Source organism: Nocardia sp. NPDC051832, from assembly GCF_040681285.1.
Lineage (GTDB): Bacteria > Actinomycetota > Actinomycetes > Mycobacteriales > Mycobacteriaceae > Nocardia.
On sequence record NZ_JBFAYL010000005.1, the window covers coordinates 156,269 to 173,898 of the forward strand.

Sequence of the window (17,630 nt, forward strand, 5' to 3'; positions counted from 1 at the left end):
GGCGACACCGGAGTATCCGCGTTCCACCTGTCGCCGGTAGGTCGGCAGGGCGGGGTGGTTGAGGAGTGGGCGCGCACGTACGCGGCGATGGAGCCCGGCCCCGGCGACACCGGACGCGCGGACCAGCAGGCGGGCGGTGTCCGCGCCGGCTAGAAAATTCTGGGACAGCCGCTTGCGGGGCCCGGCGTGCGTGCTGCGGGCGCGCGGAAGGGAACGATTGCGGGACATGGGTGTCCTCCAGGTGGAGTGGTCGAATCAAGAACCAGTGATTCGCCCGGACCCATGCCGGTACACGGTGCGACCGACGGAACGTCGGTAAGGAATCCGATCAGCGCCGAATAATCAACGGCGCGCGCGTGTTATCGCGCGATCGGGAAGTCACGGTGCGCCGGCCGAGCCCAGGCCACCGTGCGCAGTCGAATGTAGAACGCGCCGACAGCGCACGCTCCGTTCATGCCGGGACTACCCATACCGGACAACATACCGGCTGCCTTTTCCGCAACGGAAATGGTTTATCGCCGCTCCGGGCGGGCATTGCCGCCGCAGGTCGACAGCAAACAATCGGCGAACTAACATCGACAACTAGGTCGGGGTAAGTCCCTGGAGGCCCAATGCGTACCAGCCTTAAAGATCGTCTATCTGCACTGATGCGGTGGATAGTGCCCGCTGGACTGGGAGCCGCGCTCGTCGTCACACCGCTCGCACTGCCGGTAGCCCACGCCGACGCCGATTACGGCGGCGGCTGTGTGCTGTACAGCGGTAATCGTGCGGCAACCATCGACTCGCTGCGGTTCCGCTGCAATCCGGCGCAGCAGGACGCGCTGTTCCGCGACGCCTCGCTGGGCGCGGTCCCGATGGGCGTGAAGAACGGCTGGGTGATCCGGCCGATCGACATGCAGGCCTGGACCCCGGCGCTGTGGATCGGCAAAACCTTCTACACCGGTCCCGACGGCGGTCACGTGCTGAACCGGATCACCGGGGCCGGAATCGAGGGGTGGCCCGCGGACGTCTTCCGCGGCCCGGCGCTGCTCGACGGCGCGCCGTCCTGGGTGCTCGACTACCGTCCGTCACCGAGCCCGCAACTGTACGACGAGATCCGGGAGATCACGCCCGGAGTGTGGTTCGGCTACTCCTGGTCGCGTGACCCCGCGGGGCCGGCGCAGCTGCTCACCTTCGCGCTCGCCTGAGCGAAACTCGGTCGAACGTGTCGGTGGTCTACGGCAGACTGTCCGGCGTGAGTATGCGTTCGGCCGAGGAGCTGGCGGCCTTCCTCCAGCGTGGAGGAACCGTGAAGTACCTGAAATTCTGGGGTCACCAGCCGCAACGGGACGGCAGCGTCGGTCCCGGTGCGCTGAGTCAGTGGTGGCCCGCGGAATTCACCGTCGGCGGTGCGGTCTTCCGCAGCGCCGAGCACTACATGATGTGGGGCAAGGCGATGCTGTTCGGTGATACCGAGGTCGCCGAGCGTGTGCTCGCCGCCAAGCATCCCAAGCAGGCCAAGGATCTCGGCCGTCAGGTCAGCGGGTTCGACGAGACCACCTGGAACGCCGAGCGGTTCGGCATCGTGGTGGCCGGCAGCACCGCGAAGTTCGGTCAACATCCGGACCTGCGGGATTATCTGCTGCGCACCGGCGAGCGGGTGCTGGTGGAAGCCAGCCCCGTGGATCGGATCTGGGGGATCGGCCTGGCCGCGGACGATCCGCGCGCCGAGGACCCGTCCCGATGGCGTGGCCTGAACCTGCTCGGTTTCGCGCTCATGGCCGCCCGGGCCGAGCTGCGCGCCGAGGTGGAATGATCGAGCTCGGCCGCTGGGCGGACTGATCGATCCCCGCGCTCAGACCGACTGATCGACTCCCGCGCTCAGACCGACTGATCGACCCCCGAGCGCTCTTCGTCCGCACACGCCCGCCAAACGCGCGCCTCGGCGTAGTTCCCCTGCCGATCGAGCAATTCCGCGAGCCCCGCCATCGCCCGGGGCTCGCGGCGATCCGCGGCGGTGCGCCACCAGCGCTCAGCCTCCCCGACGTCGCCGCTCCGGAACCGCACCACCCCGAGGTCGTAGGCGGCCGCAGCATGCCCGGCCTCCGCCGCCTGCGCCCACAACCCACATGCCTGCTCTTCCTCGCCACGGCTGTACATCGCGACACCCAGGTCGTAGAGCGCGCCACGCATTCCGGAGTCGGGCTCCCGCACCGACCCGGCCTGCCACGCGGTGTCACCGATGTGGCCCGGAATCTCACCCGGCGCCCAATCCGCGGTACTCGGCAGTGCTGCGGCTGCGGAGTCGTATGCCTGCTGACCAGCCGGCAGCCAGTCACCCGTGATAGTTGCAGGCGGTGCAACATCGCGCTGCATGCCAACCGCTGGCTGCGAGGCAGCTGCTTCCCAAGACCGCGGCACCGTAGACCCCGGCAGGCTGTCCGCCGACCAGCTGGAAGGACGCTCGTTGCTGAACCAATCCCGCGTCGCCGCAGCCGGAGCGCCGAACGGCTCTGGCTGAACTGCCGCCTGCCACTGAGGCTCCCGCGAGAGCGCCTGCAACTGATGTTCTCCCACCGGCCCATGCACCTGCGGCTCCTGAGACTGCGCTTGCGCCAGTGGGTCTGGTGAGGGTGCCTGCACCTGCGGCTCCCGAGGCGGCGCCAGCCGCCGCGGCTCCGTTGTTGGTTCAGTGCGATCCGCGAACTGCTCCGGCTCGAACCGCGACTGCCAGTCGGCGCCGAAGCCGTTCTGCCCAGTGGCGGGGGAGTCTGTGGCATCCCCCCGGTCCGCGGTCCCACTCGGCTGCTGCCCGGGCATGCCATATCCAGCGATCTGCTCCGGTTTCGCCGCGCGCCCGGTCCCGAACCAATCCTGCTGTGGCGCAGGTGCTGCCGGCGTATCGGCGTACCACGCCTGATCGGTCGCCGGGGCGGTGACGGGCTGGGTCGCGCGCTGACCGGTGGTCCAGGATCGGCCCGGCTTGTAAGCGTCGGCGTCGGTGCGGGGGTCCGGGAGCCCGCTGGCGGCGAACCATTCCGGCGAGCCGATCGCCGGTGCGACCGGCACGGGTTCGGGTTCCGGCGCGGCGACGATCTGCCCGGCTGTCTCGAACCATTCCTGTGACACCGGGATCGGCGCGGCCGATTCGGCTACCTGGCCGCCGCTCGGCGTTCCGGCAGGCTCGGCGCCGGGCTCGGCGGCGAAGAAGCTGCGGGGCGCGGTCCCGGCGGCGATGTCCAGTCCGACGACGAGGTTCGCGAAGTTGGGCGGGCCCTCGCCGACGCTGCACCACAGGACCATGCGCCCGTCGGGGGAGTCCTCGATGACGATGCCGTAGTTGCCCATCCAGGATTTCTGCATGCCGGTCTCGTCGACCCACACCGGTGTCAGCGTGAACATCGCCTGCGGGCTGGTGGGGGTCAAGTCGAAGGTGACGCCGCCGGTGAGCACGTCGCTCCACACGTCGACGCCGCCGAGCTGGCGGCCGTCGATCCCGATGTATCCGTCGGTGACCGACAGTCCGATGCCGTGCCCGCGCAATCCGGTCGGCGGCGCGGCCGAGATCGTGTACATGGTGAGGCGGGTGGGCGCGGGTCCGAACTGCTCGGAATACATGGGATAGACCAGGCTGCCGTGCCATCGGATGGGGTCGGCGGATTGGTAGCGCGCGCCTAGCGGTAGGTGGTCGGCCGAATTCTGGGCAGGCAGGTGCGAATACGGCTCGTACATCGGAAGCGCTCCGCCTTTCCGCGATGATCATCGCCATGTCTGCGCTGTGCGGCGCGGTACACCGTACTCGCTGGCGGCCGACTCGCCGATGTGTTTCGGCGAGTCGCCGGAGGGTCGCGGAAAAAAGACGTGTTCGCTTGTTCTGTAAAGGATTTCGAATGCGAACTCGAGGTCTGCTTCGAGCGCTGTTTGATAGATGAAACGCCTGGAATTTATGTGTAACCGACGGTTACACATAAATCTACTTCTCGAAATCGGGAAGAGGTGGCCGATCGGCCGAGGGCACCGGAAGATGGTGCGCGATGCACTCACCCTACCCGGTGCCTCGGGGATTCGCAGCCCGAGGGGTCTACTTCACACTCCGACAGCCTCTTCCATCTCTTCCTCCGCCGCGCGCGGTGCGGGTTCCGCGGCAACCGGCGCCTGCCCACGCTCATAGCGCGCCGCGACCACCAGCAACACCACTCCGGCGACCAGCCACAGCGCCAGGCTCGCGATCCGCCCGCCGAATCCCGCGCCGCCGTCGAAGTAGAGCAGGCTGCGCGCGCCCTCCACGAATCCCGCGCCGTTCCAGAACGAATGCAGCGCGCCGAAGAACCCGTTCTGCAACTCGGGCCGGTAGATGCCGCCGGAGGATGTGAAGTTGAGCATCACGAACATGACCATCAGCACCAGCGTGGTCCAGCGCTTCAGGAAGGTGTGCAGACCGATGCCGACGAGCACGATGCCCGCGGAGTACAGCCACGACATGCCCCAGATCGCCGCGTAATCGTGGTCGACGACGCCGAAGACCGGTCCGGCGACCGCGAGGCCGATGAGGCTGACCGCCAGCGAGGTGACCACGCCGATCAGCGCGCGCATCCGCATGCTCAGGCCCGCGCCGGCCGCACCGATGGCGGCGACGCTGCCGTAGGAGCCGACGCTCAGCGCGACAAGTAAGAAGAAGATGCCCTGCCCGGTCGGGTCGCCGGGTGCGGTGGGCGCGATGTCGGTGACCGTCAGCGGCACGCCCTGCTGCCCGGCGACCTGCTTGAAGACCAATTCGACCGCCATCGCGGTGGTGTCCGAACTGCCTTTGGCGACAAGCAGTTCCGGATGGTGTGCGTCCGGAAGGTAAGCGCCGGCCAGGTCGCGCTCGCGCAGCTGACTGACCGCAGCGTCACGATCGGGCAGGGTCAGCACCTCCAGCCCGCCGCCTGCCTTGTCCTGAAGGGCCTGCGCCAGCACCATCTCCTGCGGCCCGGCGCCGACGACGGCCACCGGCAAATGGTGCGGCTCGGGCTGGTGGAACGCGCCGAGGTAGGCCAGGCCCATGCCCAGGCACATCAGCAGCGGGGTCAGTAGATGCGCGGCCACGTGCCGCAGCTGTGCTGCCGAGGTCTGCAAAAAGATCATCTCCCAATGGTTGGTAAATGCAACTATGCGATTAGTTGTAGCATACAACCATGCCGAACGAGCTGCCACGAGGGGACGCCATCCTCGCTATCCAGCGCGAGCTCACCGCCTTCGCGCGTCGCGCCCGGGGGCGTGCGGCGGAGTTGCATCCGGAACTCTCGCTGGTCGCGGCGAGCATTCTGGACCTGCTCATCGAGCGTGACGGCTGCCAGGCCAGCGAGGTCGCCGAGCACTTCTTGCTGGACAAGTCGACGGTCAGCCGGCAGATCGCGGCCCTGGAGAAACTCGGCTATCTGAGCCGGGAAGTCGACCCGGCCAACCGCCGCAACCTGCACCTGCACGCCACAGCGGAGGGCCGCCGGGTGGCGGGCGCGGCGGAATCCGCGCGGCGCGCCGCGTTCACGGACCGGTTCCGGGACTGGCCTGATGACGATCTGACGCGCCTAGCCGAATACCTGGTGCGCTACAACGCGATTCCCGGAAAAATCCCACTCACCGAAAACGACACGTAACCAACCAAGCACTTGCTACCCTTCGGCGATGATCCCCACTGTGGTATGGGGCACCGGCAATATGGGGCGTGCGGCCATTCGTGCGATCGACGCCCACCCGGAGCTCGAACTAGCTGGTGTACTGGTACACAACCCCGACAAAGTCGGCCGGGACGCGGGTTCGCTCGCGGGTCTCGACTACGAACTGGGGGTCGCGGCCACCGATGACATCGACGCCGTGCTCGCCTCGAATCCGGGCGCGGTCGTCTACGCCGCCTCCGGCGATATCCGGCCCGACGACGCGCTCGCCGACATCGTCAGAGCGCTCGGCGCGGGCGCGGTAGTGGTCTCGCCCGCGGTGTACGCGCTCTACGACCCGAGCGGCGCCGCACCGGAAGTCAAGCAACCGGTGCTCGACGCGATCGCGGCGGGCGGCGGCTCGCTGTTCGTCTCCGGCGTCGATCCGGGCTGGGGCAACGACGTCCTGCCGCTGCTGGTCAGCGGCCTGGCCGGGACCGTAGACGTGGTCCGCTGCCAGGAGATCTTCGACTACACCACCTACGACCAGCCCGACTCGGTGCGCTGGCTGGTCGGTATGGGGCAGCCGATGGAATACGAGCCGCCCATGCTGGCGCCCTCGGTGCCGACCATGGTGTGGGGCGGGCAGGTGCGCCTGCTGGCCCGCGGACTCGGCGTCGAACTCGACGAGATCCGCGAGACCGTGGAGCGCCGCGCGCTGGACGCGACCGTCACCACCAAGCTCATGGGTGATTTCGAGGCCGGCACACAGGGCGCGATCCGGTTCGAGGTGCAGGGCATCGTCGACGGCGAGCCACGCATCGTCATCGAACACGTCACCCGCATCCATCCCGACTGCGCCCGGGACTGGCCGCTGCCGCCCGACGGCGAAGGCGCGCACCGCGTGATCATCGAGGGCCGCCCGCACATCGAGGTCAGCATCGAATGCTCGGACGAGGGCGGCAACCGGTCCGCCGGCGGAAACGCCACGGCCGCAGGCCGATTGGTGAACGCGATCCCCTGGCTGACCGCGGCCGAACCCGGTCTCTACGACGCACTGGACGTGCCGCTTACTCCGGCGGTCGGCAAACTCGGAAGGAAGAATCCGTGATCATCGATGTACCCGAGGGCAAGGACCCGATCGGCTATGTGTGGGGCGAAATGGTGCCGGGCATCGGCATTCCCGCCTCCGGCTTCTCCCTGTCGGTCTACGAGCACGCCACCCTCGGCCTGCGCGAATTCGAGGCCGCGCGGCTGCGCATCGCGCAGATCAACGGCTGTATTTTCTGTCTGGACTGGCGGACCGAGCGCGACGGGCAGAAGGTCGAAGAGGCCTTCGCCGACGCGGTGACCGAGTGGCGCACCACCGAGTTGTTCGACGAGCGGACCCGCCTGGCCGCGGAATACGCCGAACGCTACGCCGTCGACCACCACAATCTGGACGACGAATTCTGGCAGCGGATGTTCGCGCACTACAGCCAGGCGGAGGTGGTGGAGCTGTCCATGAGCATCGGCTCGTGGCTGGCCTTCGGCCGCCTCAACCACGTGCTGGGCCTCGACGCCGCCTGCGTGCTGCCGGGGCACTGAGAGGCAAACCGATGCGGTCTGCTGCCCGGCCTGGTCGAGCAGCAGACCGTTCTGCCGCTCAGCGCTCCCCGTCCGCCGAGCTGAGGGTGTGCCTGCGCGCGTCATAGATGGCGTACCCGAAACCCGCGATGAGCGCCTCGACCATCCGGCGCACCGCGGGCGCCGCGTAATCGACGGCGGAACCGCGGGTGCGGCGGCGATCGACCCGGTCGGCGGCGGTGATCCGCACCGCGTTCCCCGCCGCCTCCACCCGCACCCGCGCGTGCGCCCGGGACGCCGGGATGGATCGATTCCACGACTCCAGACCAGGGATCAAGGTCAACTGCAGATCGTCCTCGATCGGTTGCCCGGCCTGCGACCGGAAATACGTCAGAACCTGATCAGGTGAAGACACGACCCCCGCCGGCACGATGATGTACTCGTAGCTCACGACACCACCGTAACCACTTGCGCGCCATCGGCACTCGGCATTCTGCCTATTGCCGGCGGCAACCCGGACGGTTAGGCGCCGACCGGGGTTTCGGCGGTATCCGGAGGTTCGGCGACATTCCGCTTGGGCCCGGTGAACCAGCGGCGGGCCGACACCAGCCACCAGACGCCGATCGCGCCCACCACGGCCACCAGGGTCAGCGGCGCGTAATTGACTACCGTCCAGGTGAATTCGTCGTTCCACGGATAGCCGCGATCGTCGGTCGGCAGGACGAACAGCACGCTGATCAGGGCGATCCAGATCAAGGCGATGATGCCGATCGGCCGATACCAGGGGCCGAGTTGCCAAGGGCCGGTGCTGAATCGGCTGCCGTGCCGTTGCCGCAGCAGAATCGGGATGCCGTAGGCGATATAGAGGCCGATGGTGGCGACCGAGGTGGCGGCGGCGTAGGCGACGGGAGCGTTCGCCGCGGGCACCAGCATGGACGGAATCAGCAGCAGGAACGCGAAGAAGGAAATGAACAGCACCGCGTTCACCGGCACCTTGCGGGCCGACAGTTTCGACCACAGCCGCGAACCGGGCACGGCGCCGTCACGTGAGAAGGCGAACAGCATGCGCGAGGCGGAGGTGACCGAGGCGTAGCCGCAGAACAATTGGGCGGCCGCGGCGATGATCAGCAGCGTGCCGGACCAGAAGGAATTCAGCGAGTTCTCCAGGATGTAGATCACCGGGTAGCCGCTGTTCTTCTCCGGGTTCAGCGCGTCGTCGAGATTCGGGATCGCGAAGGTGACCGCCATGATGAGCAGATAACCCGCGACCGCCGACACGATAATCGTGTTGACGATGCCCTTGGCCGCCATCCGGGCCGCGTCGTGGGTTTCCTCGCTCATATGCGCCGACGCGTCGTAACCGGTGAAGGTGTACTGCGCGTGCAACAGGCCGAGCAGGAAACTGAACGCGACGCCGCCGAATCCGACGGCGCTGTTGTCGACGGTTTCGGTGAAAACGAAGCCGATGCTCTGATGGTTTTCCGCGCCGATGCCGAGCACCAGGACGAACGCCGCGACACCGGCCACATGCCACCAGGCCGAAATATTGTTGATGACCGCGGACAGGTGCGGTCCGATGGCGTTCAGCACCGCGTGCAGGATCAGGATCGCGGCGAACACCATGAAGATCGCGGTGCGGTCGGTGCCGATGTCGATACCGATGACATTGAGCACCGAGGTGGTGAAAATGGCGGCGCCATAATCGATGGCCGCGGTCACCGCGATCTGGCCGATGAGATTGAACCAGCCGGTGAACCAGCCCCAGACCGGTCCGCCGAGTTCGGAGGCCCACCAATACAGGCCGCCGGAAGTCGGATAGGCCGAGGCCAATTCGGCCATGGCCAAGCCCACGAACAACACCATGATCGAGACCAGCGGCCAGCCGCACGCCATGGTGATCGGGCCGCCGTTGGCCAAGCCGATGCCGTAACTGGCGAGCCCGCCGGTCAGGATCGAGACAATGGTGAAACTGATCGCGAAATTGGAGAATCCGGACCAGGATCGGGCCAGTTCTTGTTTGTAGCCGAGTTCGGCGAGCCGACGTTCGTCATCGGTAGTGCTCATAATTGCTCCCACAGCGAAAACGCTGCCCTCACACAGCGTTTGCAGAAGATCAGTGTGCGTTAAACCACGGTCCGACGCAGCACAAGTGCGGAAACTCGCCGGATGCTGTGCGCGGACCGGCCCGCCGGGACGACGTAGCGTGGCGGGTATGAGTGAGCGACTGGTGATCGTAGGCGCGGACGCCACGGGCATGTCGGCGGCCTCGCAGGCCCGCAGGCTGCGCAAGCCCGACGAGCTGGAGATCGTGGTGTTCGAACGCGGCCGGTTCGCTTCCTACTCGGCGTGCGGTATCCCGTACTGGGTCGCCGGGGATGTGCGGGATCGCGCGGACCTGATCGCGCGGACGCCCGAGGAGCATCGGGAACGCGACATCGATCTGCGGTTGCGCACCGAGGTGACCGAGCTCGATGTCGACGGCCGCCGGGTGCGGGTCCGGGACGCCGACGGCGCCGAATCCTGGTGCGGCTACGACAAACTGGTGCTCGCCACCGGGGCGCGGCCGATCCGGCCGGACTTGCCGGGCATCGATGCCGCCGGGGTGCACGGCGTGCAGACGCTGGAGGACGGTCAGGCGCTGATCGACACGCTCGAGCACACCGAGGGCAGGAGAGCGGTCGTGGTCGGCGCGGGCTATATCGGTGTCGAGATGGCGGAGGCGCTGATCAAGCGCGGCTACGGCGTGACCATGATCAACCGGGCGTCCGAGCCGATGTCGACGCTCGACCCCGACATGGGCGCCCTGATCCGGAAAGCCATGTCCGGCATGGATATCGAGATCGTCGGCGACGCCGAGGTGACCGAGATCCGCACCGGCGCGTCCGGGCGGGTGTCGGCGGTGCGCACGGCCGACGGCGAGTACCCGGCCGACGTGGTAGTCCTCGGCATCGGTGTGCGGCCGGAAACCACCCTGGCCGAGGCTGCCGGGCTGCCGCTGGGCGAGCACGGCGGCCTGCTGACCGACCTGTCGATGCGGGTCCGGGGCCACGACAACATCTGGGCCGGCGGCGACTGCGTGGAGGTGCTGGACCTGGTCTCCGGGCGGTCCGTGCACATCGCGCTCGGGACCCACGCGAACAAGCACGGGCAGATCATCGGCGCCGGCATCGGCGGGGGTTACGCGACCTTCCCCGGCGTCGTCGGCACCGCCGTCAGCAAGGTCTGCGACCTCGAGGTCGCGCGAACCGGTCTGCGGGAGAAGGACGCTCGCGCGGCCGGGCTGCAATTCGTCACCGTCACCATCGAGTCGACCAGCCGCGCGGGCTACTACCCGAACGCCGCCCCGATGACGGTGAAGATGCTCGCCGAACGCCGCACCGGGCGACTGCTCGGCACCCAGATCGTCGGCCGGGAGGGCGCGGGCAAGCGCGTCGACATCGCCGCCGTCGCCCTCACCGTCCGGATGACCGTCGAGCAGATGACAGCCCTCGACCTCGGCTACGCGCCGCCGTTCTCGCCGGTGTGGGATCCCGTGCTGGTGGCGGCCCGCAAAGCCGTGGCCGCGGTGGAGAAGAGCAGGTAGCGCTACTGCTCGGAATTCTTCAGTGACTCCAGCAGCTCGGTCTGGCCGAACATGTCGGCGGTGTCGCGGGCCGACGGGGTGCCGGCGTCCAGGTCGGCGCCCGCGTTGATCAGCAGCCGCATGATCTCCTTGTCGCCCTTGAACACCGCGCCGGACAGCGGTGTCTGGCCACTGTCGTTGAGCTGGTCGGCGTCGGCGCCGCGCATCAGCAGCACCGCGACGGCGTCACGGTGACCGTGGTAGGCGGCGAGCATGAGGAGGCCGTCGCCGCGGTCGTTGGTGAGAGTGGCGGGAACCCCGGCGTCCAGGTAGGCGGCGAGAGTGTCGGCGTCGCCCTGGCGCGCCAGATCGAAGACTTTGCCCGCGAGTTCGATCACCTTGTCTTCTTCAGCGCTCATCCGGATATTCCATCATGAGTGGGCGCCGGCCCATATCGGTGTCACCGAGACTCTTCTACCCCGACACAGTGCAGGGTGAAGCGGTGGTAGGGGCTGTTGTTGCGGAAATACTCGCGGGCGACCGCCCCGGGTTCGGGGAAGCCGAAGTCACGCAGCAGCGTGACAGCCAGGCCTGCCGCCGCTTCCGCTGATTCGGGGCCGGGTGCGAGCTCACGGGTCCATGCGCCGTAACCGTCGAGTTCGAAGCCGCGGTCGTGCATGATCGGCTCCGGCTGGCCGTGCACGGCCGTCAGCATGATCAGTTCGTCGCGGCCTTGTGCGAGTTGCAGCCACCGGCGGTCGTTCTCGGCCGGGTCTGCCGCCTTCAGTGTGATCACCACAGCGTCCGACCACGGGGTCGCCGCGCCCTCGCCCAGTACGCGCATCCCGAAATAGATGTCGCGCAATGTCATCGCGAGCGCTTCGGCCAGCTCGTCCCAGCTGTGCACCAGCCGCCCGCCGAAGTAGCAGCCGGCCAGGCTCGGATGATCGTTCTCCCCGATCCAGGTGTACGGCACCTCGCCGAGCCCCTCGCCCCATTCCCAGCTGCGGTAATCCCAGCCCTCCCACGCCTCGGTGGCGTAGACCCGCACCGTGAGATCACCGCGGTAACTCACCTCGAGCTGCCTGGTGGTGGTTGCGCCGCGCCAGCGCACGAACAGGTCGCCGTTGCCGCCGTACAGGGACGGCTCACCCCACACTTCGGTCGCGACCTGGAGATAGTCCCGGAACCCCTCCGGCTCGATGCTGGCGGCACACATGTACACCTGCATCATCTCGGAATCCCCGCCGTGTCTCCGGTCCCAGTTCTCGGTGAGGTACGCCCCGCGCACGACCCCCGGCACCGCGGCCGTCTCACAGCGCGGGAGTTGATCGCGCGACACCTCCCACCCAAGTGCCGTGCACACGCCGACCACATCCTCGTGCCGCCAAGCTCCGAAGTCGGCAGCCCCGAGATTCGTTAGCAGCGTGCGTAGTTCGTGCGGTCCCAGCCCCGTCATGTCCAGCACGCTACGCGCGGCCACCGACAAGATTCAGGCCGTGGTCGCGGCCCGAGCACCGCTTTCGCCGCCACCGCCCCCAGGCACGCCACCAGCTCCGGCTGGAGGGCAGCGAGCTCCGCGTTCAACCAACGCTCGCCTGAAACCCCTCCGGTGTCAGCAGGCCACGCGTGTCATATCCGGCAGCCTTCCAACGTCGCGTTGGCCAGCTCCGCGACCACATCCGCCACGTCGCCCCGTAGTCGGAACGCGTTGAGCTGCCGGATCGCGCCGTTGCCGCGTTTGAGGACCGCGGCGAGGGTGTCCAGCACGAAGGCGCGGTCACCGAATTCGTCCAGCGCGGGGGAGATGTAGTCGATCAGCTCCACGAGCAGGTCCCGGGCGGGCAGGATGCGCCCGTCCACCGGGGCTACGGCATCGCCGTCGAGTCCGGTCCGCGCCGCCTTCCAGTACGCGGCGCGTAAGACGTCCGCGGCCACCGGGGGCGCGGTTATGCCCTCCGCCAGCGACATTCGCGCGCGTAGCACCGCCGCGCGGACCAGTGTCGCCAGCAGCGCCGTCTCCTCGACGGTGGCGGGTACGTCGCTGACCCGGATCTCGACGGTCGGCCACTGGATCGACGGGCGGACATCCCAATAGACCATCTGCTCGTCGAGCATGATCCCGCTCGACAGCATCATCGCGACCATCGCGTCGTAGTCGTCGACGGAGCGGAAGTACGGGGGCGGGCCCGCACTGGGCCAGCGTCGCCAGAGAATACTGCGCCAGCTGGCATAGCCGGTTTCGACTCCGCGGTAGATCGCCGAGTTCGCGGTCAGGGCCAGGAACAACGGCAGCCAGGGCCGCAGATAGTTGCTCACCTGGACCGCGATCTCCCGGTCCGGCACCGCCACATGCACGTGGCAGCCGCACAGGCCCTGTTCCTGGGCGAGCATGCCGAAGCCGTCGGAGATCCGCTGGTAGCGCGGCGTGTCGGTGACGGGGAACCGGCCCGGGACGGTCGGCGGGATCGCGACCGCGAGCAGCTGGGCGTCGTTGACATCCGCGCAGGTGGCCACCCCGCGCCGCAGTTCACGCAGCTGACCGAGCAGGTCGGGGGTGTTGGTGTGCACGTCGGTGCTGGTCTCCACCTGGCAGCGGGTGAGCTCGAGCTGCAGGTCGATGCCGCAATCCTTCGCGGTCTGCGCGACCGCTTCGTTCTTCGCGGCCGGCGCGCCCGTCTCGGGATCGGCGAGCAGGAATTCCTCCTCAACTCCGACAGTTGACGAGACTGGGTCCATCTACCAAGATTACGCTGCGCGTTCCCGCCGCAGAGCGCATTTGCCGCCGCTCTCCGCGCACAGCTGAAACCGATTCCTGCGCAGTGTATTTGTTACCCGGCCTTCAATCCCTGCTCTAGCCGTCCTGGCGTGCGAGACTTGCGGCGTGAGTGGGCTCAGCGAAGCATTCAGCAGCAATAAGACCGACGAGCGTCCGGAACGTGGCGAGGTCATCGGCCGTGGGGTCGTGTGGCTGGCGAAGTGGGCGTTGTGTCTGGTTGCGATCGCGGCGGGCGCATGGGTGCTCGCGTACCTGATCGCGAAGCTGTGGGTGGTGATCCTGCCGGTGCTGCTGGCCATCGTCGTCGCCACCGTGCTGTGGCCGCCGACGGGCTGGCTGATGAAGAAGGGGTGGCCGCCGGCTGCCGCGGCGTCCACCTCGCTGCTCGGGTTCATCGCCGTGCTGGCCGGCATCATCGCGTTGATCGTGCCGTCCGTGGTGGATCAGGCGCCTGACCTGGCCGAGAAAGCCACCGAGGGTATCGACCGGGTCCGCAACTGGTTGCAGGGTCCGCCGCTGCGGGTGCGTGACGAACAGCTCGACTCCGCGGTAGAGGCGGTCACGAGCCGCCTGAAGTCCAGCGCCGAGCAGATCGCCTCCGGTGTGTTCAGTGGTGTCAGCACGGCGACCTCGGTGCTGGTGACACTGTTCCTGGTGCTGGTTCTGGCCTTCTTCTTCGTCAAGGACGGGCCGCGTTTCCTGCCGTGGCTGCACCAGGTGACCGGCAGCCGCTGCGGTACCCACCTGGAGCAGGTGCTGGCCCGCGTGTGGGTCACCCTCGGCGGGTTCATCCGCACGCAGGCCCTGGTCAGCCTGATCGACGCCGTCTTCATCGGCGCGGGCCTGGTGATTCTCGGGGTCCCGCTGGCGCTGGTGCTGGCCGTGCTCACCTTCCTCGGTGGCTTCATCCCGATTGTCGGCGCCTTCGTGGCCGGCGCGCTGGCGGTGCTGGTGGCCTTGGTCGCCAACGGCGTCACCACCGCCCTGATCGTGCTGGGCATCATCATCGCCGTGCAGCAGCTGGAAGGCAATGTGCTGCAACCGGTTCTGCAATCGCGCAGCATGAAGCTGCACGCCGTCATCGTCCTGCTCGCGATCACCGCGGGCGGTTCGCTCTACGGGATCATCGGCGCCTTCCTCGCCGTTCCGGCGGCTGCCGTCGCGGTGGTGACCATCCGCTACATCGGCGAGCAGATCGACGTGATCACCGGAGATGTAGCGGACACCGGCGCCCCCGAAGAGGTCGACGCGACCGCTTCGGACTCCGATCACAGCACCGAAGTCGTCCGCGGCACAACCGATCCCGAACCGGAGAAGTAGCGCTACGGCAGCGCCGGGCCGCCCAGATAGCGGGCGCCGAACCGGCGCAGGATCTCCATCGGGACCGTGATCGATTCCTTGTGCCCGAGCTCGGTCAGGTAATCCGCCTCGTCGGGGTCGAAATAGCCTGCGTGCCGGTAGGTTTCGATGCGCAGGGCGAGGCCGTTGCCGTCCAGCTCGGGATGGAACTGGGTGGCGTAGACGTGCTGCCCGACCCGAACCATCTGCACCGGGCAGCTCGCCGAGCCCGCGAGCAGCACCGCGTCCGGCGGCACTTCCTGGCAGGCTTCCTTGTGCCCGACGAACGCCCGGAACGAACGCGAGAGGCCCTGCAGCAGGGGGTCTTCGGTGGCGTTGTCGTTCAATTCGATGGTTTGCGCGCCCGGCGGCTCGCTGTAGCGCTCGGTGCCGACCTTGCCGCCGAGCACCTCCGCCAGCACCCCCAGCCCGTAGCAGGCGCCCAGGTAAGGCAGGTCCCGCCGCACGATCTCGGCGACCAGCCGGCGCAGCTTCGGCTCGAATTCCCGCTGGTAGTCATACTTTTGGTGCTCCGGATTGCTGATATTGCTCGGCCCGCCGCCGACGATGACCGCCGCGTAGTCGTCGAGATCGATGTCGGGCATACCTTGATCCATTCGAATACGCACCATCTGCTCGCGCTCCAGCTCGCTCGCGCGCAGGATGGCGAAGTATTCGTCGTCGGACGCGGAGTGCTCGGGACGCAGCTGCAACAGCAGGCAGGGTTTCGGCATGGCTCCGATTGTGGAAGATCGCAGGGGCGCAGAAGGGGAGGTCGGCGATATGTCCGTGATTTGCTCAGCCGATCACCGGCACTGAGCGGTCGTCGGCGAGCCGTTTCAGCGCCCGCTGCATGACGCCGGTGACATGGTCGTAGCCGCGATCCAGATCCAATTCGTCGCCGAGCGCGGTGTGCAGATCGATCGGATCGAGAAACTCGACGGTCACCTTGGTGGGCAACGGAATATGCCCGGCGAGGTCCCCGAAATTCAGCCCCCACGGCAGCGCGATCGAAATCGGGAACACCTTGAGCCGCAACATCCGATCCAAGCGCAGCAGCCGCGCCAGCCGATCACCCCGGGTGAGTATCAACTGATTCTCGTGCGCCCCATAGTTGATCACCGGCACGATCGGCACATTCGCGTCCCACGCCAGCCGCAGAAACCCGGTCCGCTGCGCGAAATCGATCTGATCCTGCTCCCACGCCGGCCGATGCACCTCCCAATCCCCGCCCGGATACACCAGAACCGCCGCCCCGCTGTCCAAGGCGGCTCGCGCACTCTCCGGATCCGCCGCCACGGTCCCGAACTTCCGCAAATACCCACCCAGCACCGGAAACGCCATCACCAGATCATGCGCCAGCTGATAGAAGGGCCGCTCCGCCCCGAAATGCCGGGTGAACGCCAACGTCGTCACCACCACCTCCGGCGACACATTCCCGCCGGAATGATTACTCACCAGCAGAATCGGCCCCGCCACCGGCACCCGCTCGATCCCTTTGATCTCCGCCCGGAAATACACCCGCACCAGCCGCCAGCTGAACTCCAAACTCCGCCCGATGAACTCCGGATCCCGCTCCGCCATATCCGCACTCGGCACCCGTGCCTTCACCTGCTCCGACACCCACCCCGCGGCCCGGTCGAACGGCAACAACCTACGGATCCCAGCAGACACCGGAACCTCCCTCACAACGCGATATCCGATCTCCCACGGAATGCCTCCACCAGGCCCCACCAAACCTCCGGCTGGTGCCGAGTGACCAGCAACCACGAAAAGCGCTGTCCTGCTATATGTTTCGGACCAGCTGACGCCTTCTCTGTGGTGCGGGACGACCTCGCCCGCGCACCTTGCTGCCCCAGCCGGAGCTCGTGGACGTCGTAGGTCGTTGATGCTGCTCAAGCATTGAAGCTCACAAGGACATCGTCACCAGTGGCGACGAGATGCACGGCGTCCTGCAAGTGTTCGGGTAGATGCCGCCCCTGACTTCCATCGACCAGCAGGATCGGGCAGCCAACCGGCATGATCACCGCACCGGCCTTACGAGCGAATTCGACGACGAGGTCGAGCACATCCCCGCTACTGAAGTGGTTCAGCAGCACGCTATCGATCCCCTGCTCGATAATCGAAGCGTAGATATCGGCTCGCCCGCCATCTGGAGCGTGTATCTGCCAGTACCGCTTGTCCGGCTCCGTCGTCTCGACGTGCGGACCGAAGACTTCCAGAAACGCTGCGGCAGGCATTGGCTCGGCATTGCCGTCACGGAATGCCTGCACGAACATGTCGAAGCTCATGCCCGGATCGTAGGGCTTAGAACGCTCTCGACCACCGGATCGACAACGGTGAGAGCGGAAGCTCGAGGATCTGAGGACGCGCGCGGGTTCACGGGATGGCGGCAGAACTTCCGAATACGAACTGCTGGACGCCGGCCGAGGGACCGTGCCGGCGACACAAGCCAGGATGAGAGGTAGATCGAAGACCTGCCGGCGAGGATGACGACTTTCGTCAGCGGCGGAGCGGTGCAGCATTCACTGTCGGCAGCGGCGTCGGCAGGATCTGCGTTGACGAGGCGTTGGTGGGTTGCATTCTCGCAGCGGAGGACTCGGCGTCCTCGCGGTTGCCTCTGGCGTGTACTCACAGAGCCGCCCGCACTCGCACCGGGCGCCGCCACCGCCACGCCACGCCACGCCACCGAGCGCAGGTTCCGTCCTGCGGTAGTTCAAAAGAGCCGAGTGAGTCTGAACTGCACCGCAGAGCCTCCCGGTTCGGCACG

17 protein-coding genes and 1 pseudogene are annotated in these 17,630 nt (G+C 67.4%); 7 read left to right on the forward strand and 11 right to left on the reverse strand.

Features of this window, described 5'->3' with window-relative positions:
* Positions 1 to 228: pseudogene (locus AB0M14_RS30340) on the reverse strand (hypothetical protein); the annotation flags it as partial.
* Positions 229 to 659: 431 nt separating this feature from the next.
* Between AB0M14_RS30340 and AB0M14_RS30345 the strand changes: the two are divergent.
* Positions 660 to 1,187, forward strand: a complete 528-nt coding sequence (locus AB0M14_RS30345) for a hypothetical protein (RefSeq protein WP_365000920.1) — start codon at positions 660 to 662, stop codon at positions 1,185 to 1,187.
* A gap of 53 nt (positions 1,188 to 1,240) precedes the next feature.
* On the forward strand, positions 1,241 to 1,795 hold the full coding sequence (locus tag AB0M14_RS30350) for an NADAR family protein (protein WP_365002012.1): 555 nt from the start codon (positions 1,241 to 1,243) through the stop codon (positions 1,793 to 1,795).
* Positions 1,796 to 1,860: 65 nt separating this feature from the next.
* Here AB0M14_RS30350 and AB0M14_RS30355 read toward each other — a convergent pair whose 3' ends face one another.
* Both AB0M14_RS30355 and AB0M14_RS30360 read right to left on the reverse strand, forming a co-directional pair.
* Complete coding sequence (locus AB0M14_RS30355; protein WP_365000922.1) at positions 1,861 to 3,711, reverse strand: hypothetical protein; 1,851 nt, start codon at positions 3,709 to 3,711, stop codon at positions 1,861 to 1,863.
* A 354-nt stretch (positions 3,712 to 4,065) separates the two neighbouring features.
* The gene (locus tag AB0M14_RS30360) at positions 4,066 to 5,106 is read right to left on the reverse strand and encodes a hypothetical protein (protein ID WP_365000924.1); all 1,041 of its coding nucleotides are present in this window, start codon (positions 5,104 to 5,106) and stop codon (positions 4,066 to 4,068) included.
* A 50-nt stretch (positions 5,107 to 5,156) separates the two neighbouring features.
* Here AB0M14_RS30360 and AB0M14_RS30365 point away from each other — a divergent pair, with 50 nt between their 5' ends.
* From AB0M14_RS30365 to AB0M14_RS30375, 3 genes are read left to right on the forward strand one after another with little or no spacing between them, the layout of a single operon-like run.
* Positions 5,157 to 5,618 carry a MarR family transcriptional regulator gene (locus AB0M14_RS30365; RefSeq protein WP_365000926.1) on the forward strand — a complete coding sequence of 154 codons (462 nt, stop codon included), beginning with the start codon at positions 5,157 to 5,159 and terminating at the stop codon, positions 5,616 to 5,618.
* 28 nt (positions 5,619 to 5,646) lie between these two features.
* The gene (locus AB0M14_RS30370; protein ID WP_365000929.1) at positions 5,647 to 6,726 is read left to right on the forward strand and encodes a dihydrodipicolinate reductase; all 1,080 of its coding nucleotides are present in this window, start codon (positions 5,647 to 5,649) and stop codon (positions 6,724 to 6,726) included.
* The gene (locus tag AB0M14_RS30375; protein ID WP_365000931.1) at positions 6,723 to 7,202 is read left to right on the forward strand and encodes a carboxymuconolactone decarboxylase family protein; all 480 of its coding nucleotides are present in this window, start codon (positions 6,723 to 6,725) and stop codon (positions 7,200 to 7,202) included. Before AB0M14_RS30370 ends, AB0M14_RS30375 begins: the two co-directional genes overlap by 4 nt.
* Positions 7,203 to 7,260: 58 nt before the next feature.
* Here AB0M14_RS30375 and AB0M14_RS30380 read toward each other — a convergent pair whose 3' ends face one another.
* Together AB0M14_RS30380 and AB0M14_RS30385 are read right to left on the reverse strand one after the other, a co-directional pair.
* Positions 7,261 to 7,632, reverse strand: coding sequence for a hypothetical protein (locus AB0M14_RS30380; RefSeq protein WP_365000934.1), 372 nt, complete (start codon positions 7,630 to 7,632; stop codon positions 7,261 to 7,263).
* A gap of 71 nt (positions 7,633 to 7,703) precedes the next feature.
* A complete protein-coding gene (locus tag AB0M14_RS30385) occupies positions 7,704 to 9,245 on the reverse strand; it encodes an amino acid permease (protein WP_365000937.1) in 1,542 nt (513 codons plus the stop codon).
* A gap of 148 nt (positions 9,246 to 9,393) precedes the next feature.
* On the opposite strand from AB0M14_RS30385, the gene AB0M14_RS30390 reads away from it, so the two are divergent.
* The gene (locus AB0M14_RS30390; protein ID WP_365000940.1) at positions 9,394 to 10,764 is read left to right on the forward strand and encodes an FAD-dependent oxidoreductase; all 1,371 of its coding nucleotides are present in this window, start codon (positions 9,394 to 9,396) and stop codon (positions 10,762 to 10,764) included.
* Between the two features lie 2 nt (positions 10,765 to 10,766).
* Here the strand turns inward: AB0M14_RS30390 and AB0M14_RS30395 are convergent, their stop codons facing one another.
* The 3 genes from AB0M14_RS30395 to AB0M14_RS30405 all read right to left on the reverse strand — a co-directional run bounded on the left by AB0M14_RS30395 (position 10,767) and on the right by AB0M14_RS30405 (position 13,482).
* Positions 10,767 to 11,162 (reverse strand): ankyrin repeat domain-containing protein, encoded by a 396-nt coding sequence (locus tag AB0M14_RS30395; protein ID WP_365000943.1) that lies wholly within the window; start codon positions 11,160 to 11,162, stop codon positions 10,767 to 10,769.
* Positions 11,163 to 11,203: 41 nt separating this feature from the next.
* On the reverse strand, positions 11,204 to 12,202 hold the full coding sequence (locus tag AB0M14_RS30400; protein WP_365000946.1) for a hypothetical protein: 999 nt from the start codon (positions 12,200 to 12,202) through the stop codon (positions 11,204 to 11,206).
* A 173-nt stretch (positions 12,203 to 12,375) separates the two neighbouring features.
* The gene (locus tag AB0M14_RS30405; RefSeq protein ID WP_365000948.1) at positions 12,376 to 13,482 is read right to left on the reverse strand and encodes a glutamate--cysteine ligase; all 1,107 of its coding nucleotides are present in this window, start codon (positions 13,480 to 13,482) and stop codon (positions 12,376 to 12,378) included.
* A 145-nt stretch (positions 13,483 to 13,627) separates the two neighbouring features.
* On the opposite strand from AB0M14_RS30405, the gene AB0M14_RS30410 reads away from it, so the two are divergent.
* Positions 13,628 to 14,842: an AI-2E family transporter gene (locus AB0M14_RS30410; RefSeq protein WP_365000951.1), complete on the forward strand. Its 1,215-nt coding sequence runs from the start codon at positions 13,628 to 13,630 to the stop codon at positions 14,840 to 14,842.
* A 2-nt stretch (positions 14,843 to 14,844) separates the two neighbouring features.
* Here the strand turns inward: AB0M14_RS30410 and AB0M14_RS30415 are convergent, their stop codons facing one another.
* From AB0M14_RS30415 to AB0M14_RS30425, 3 genes are all read right to left on the reverse strand, one after another.
* On the reverse strand, positions 14,845 to 15,594 hold the full coding sequence (locus tag AB0M14_RS30415; protein WP_365000954.1) for a glutamine amidotransferase: 750 nt from the start codon (positions 15,592 to 15,594) through the stop codon (positions 14,845 to 14,847).
* A gap of 64 nt (positions 15,595 to 15,658) precedes the next feature.
* Positions 15,659 to 16,534, reverse strand: a complete 876-nt coding sequence (locus AB0M14_RS30420) for a 1-acyl-sn-glycerol-3-phosphate acyltransferase (RefSeq protein WP_365000956.1) — start codon at positions 16,532 to 16,534, stop codon at positions 15,659 to 15,661.
* Positions 16,535 to 16,755: 221 nt separating this feature from the next.
* Entirely contained in the window at positions 16,756 to 17,151 is a 396-nt protein-coding gene (locus tag AB0M14_RS30425) for a hypothetical protein (protein WP_365000958.1), read from the reverse strand.
* Positions 17,152 to 17,630: the final 479 nt, after the last annotated feature.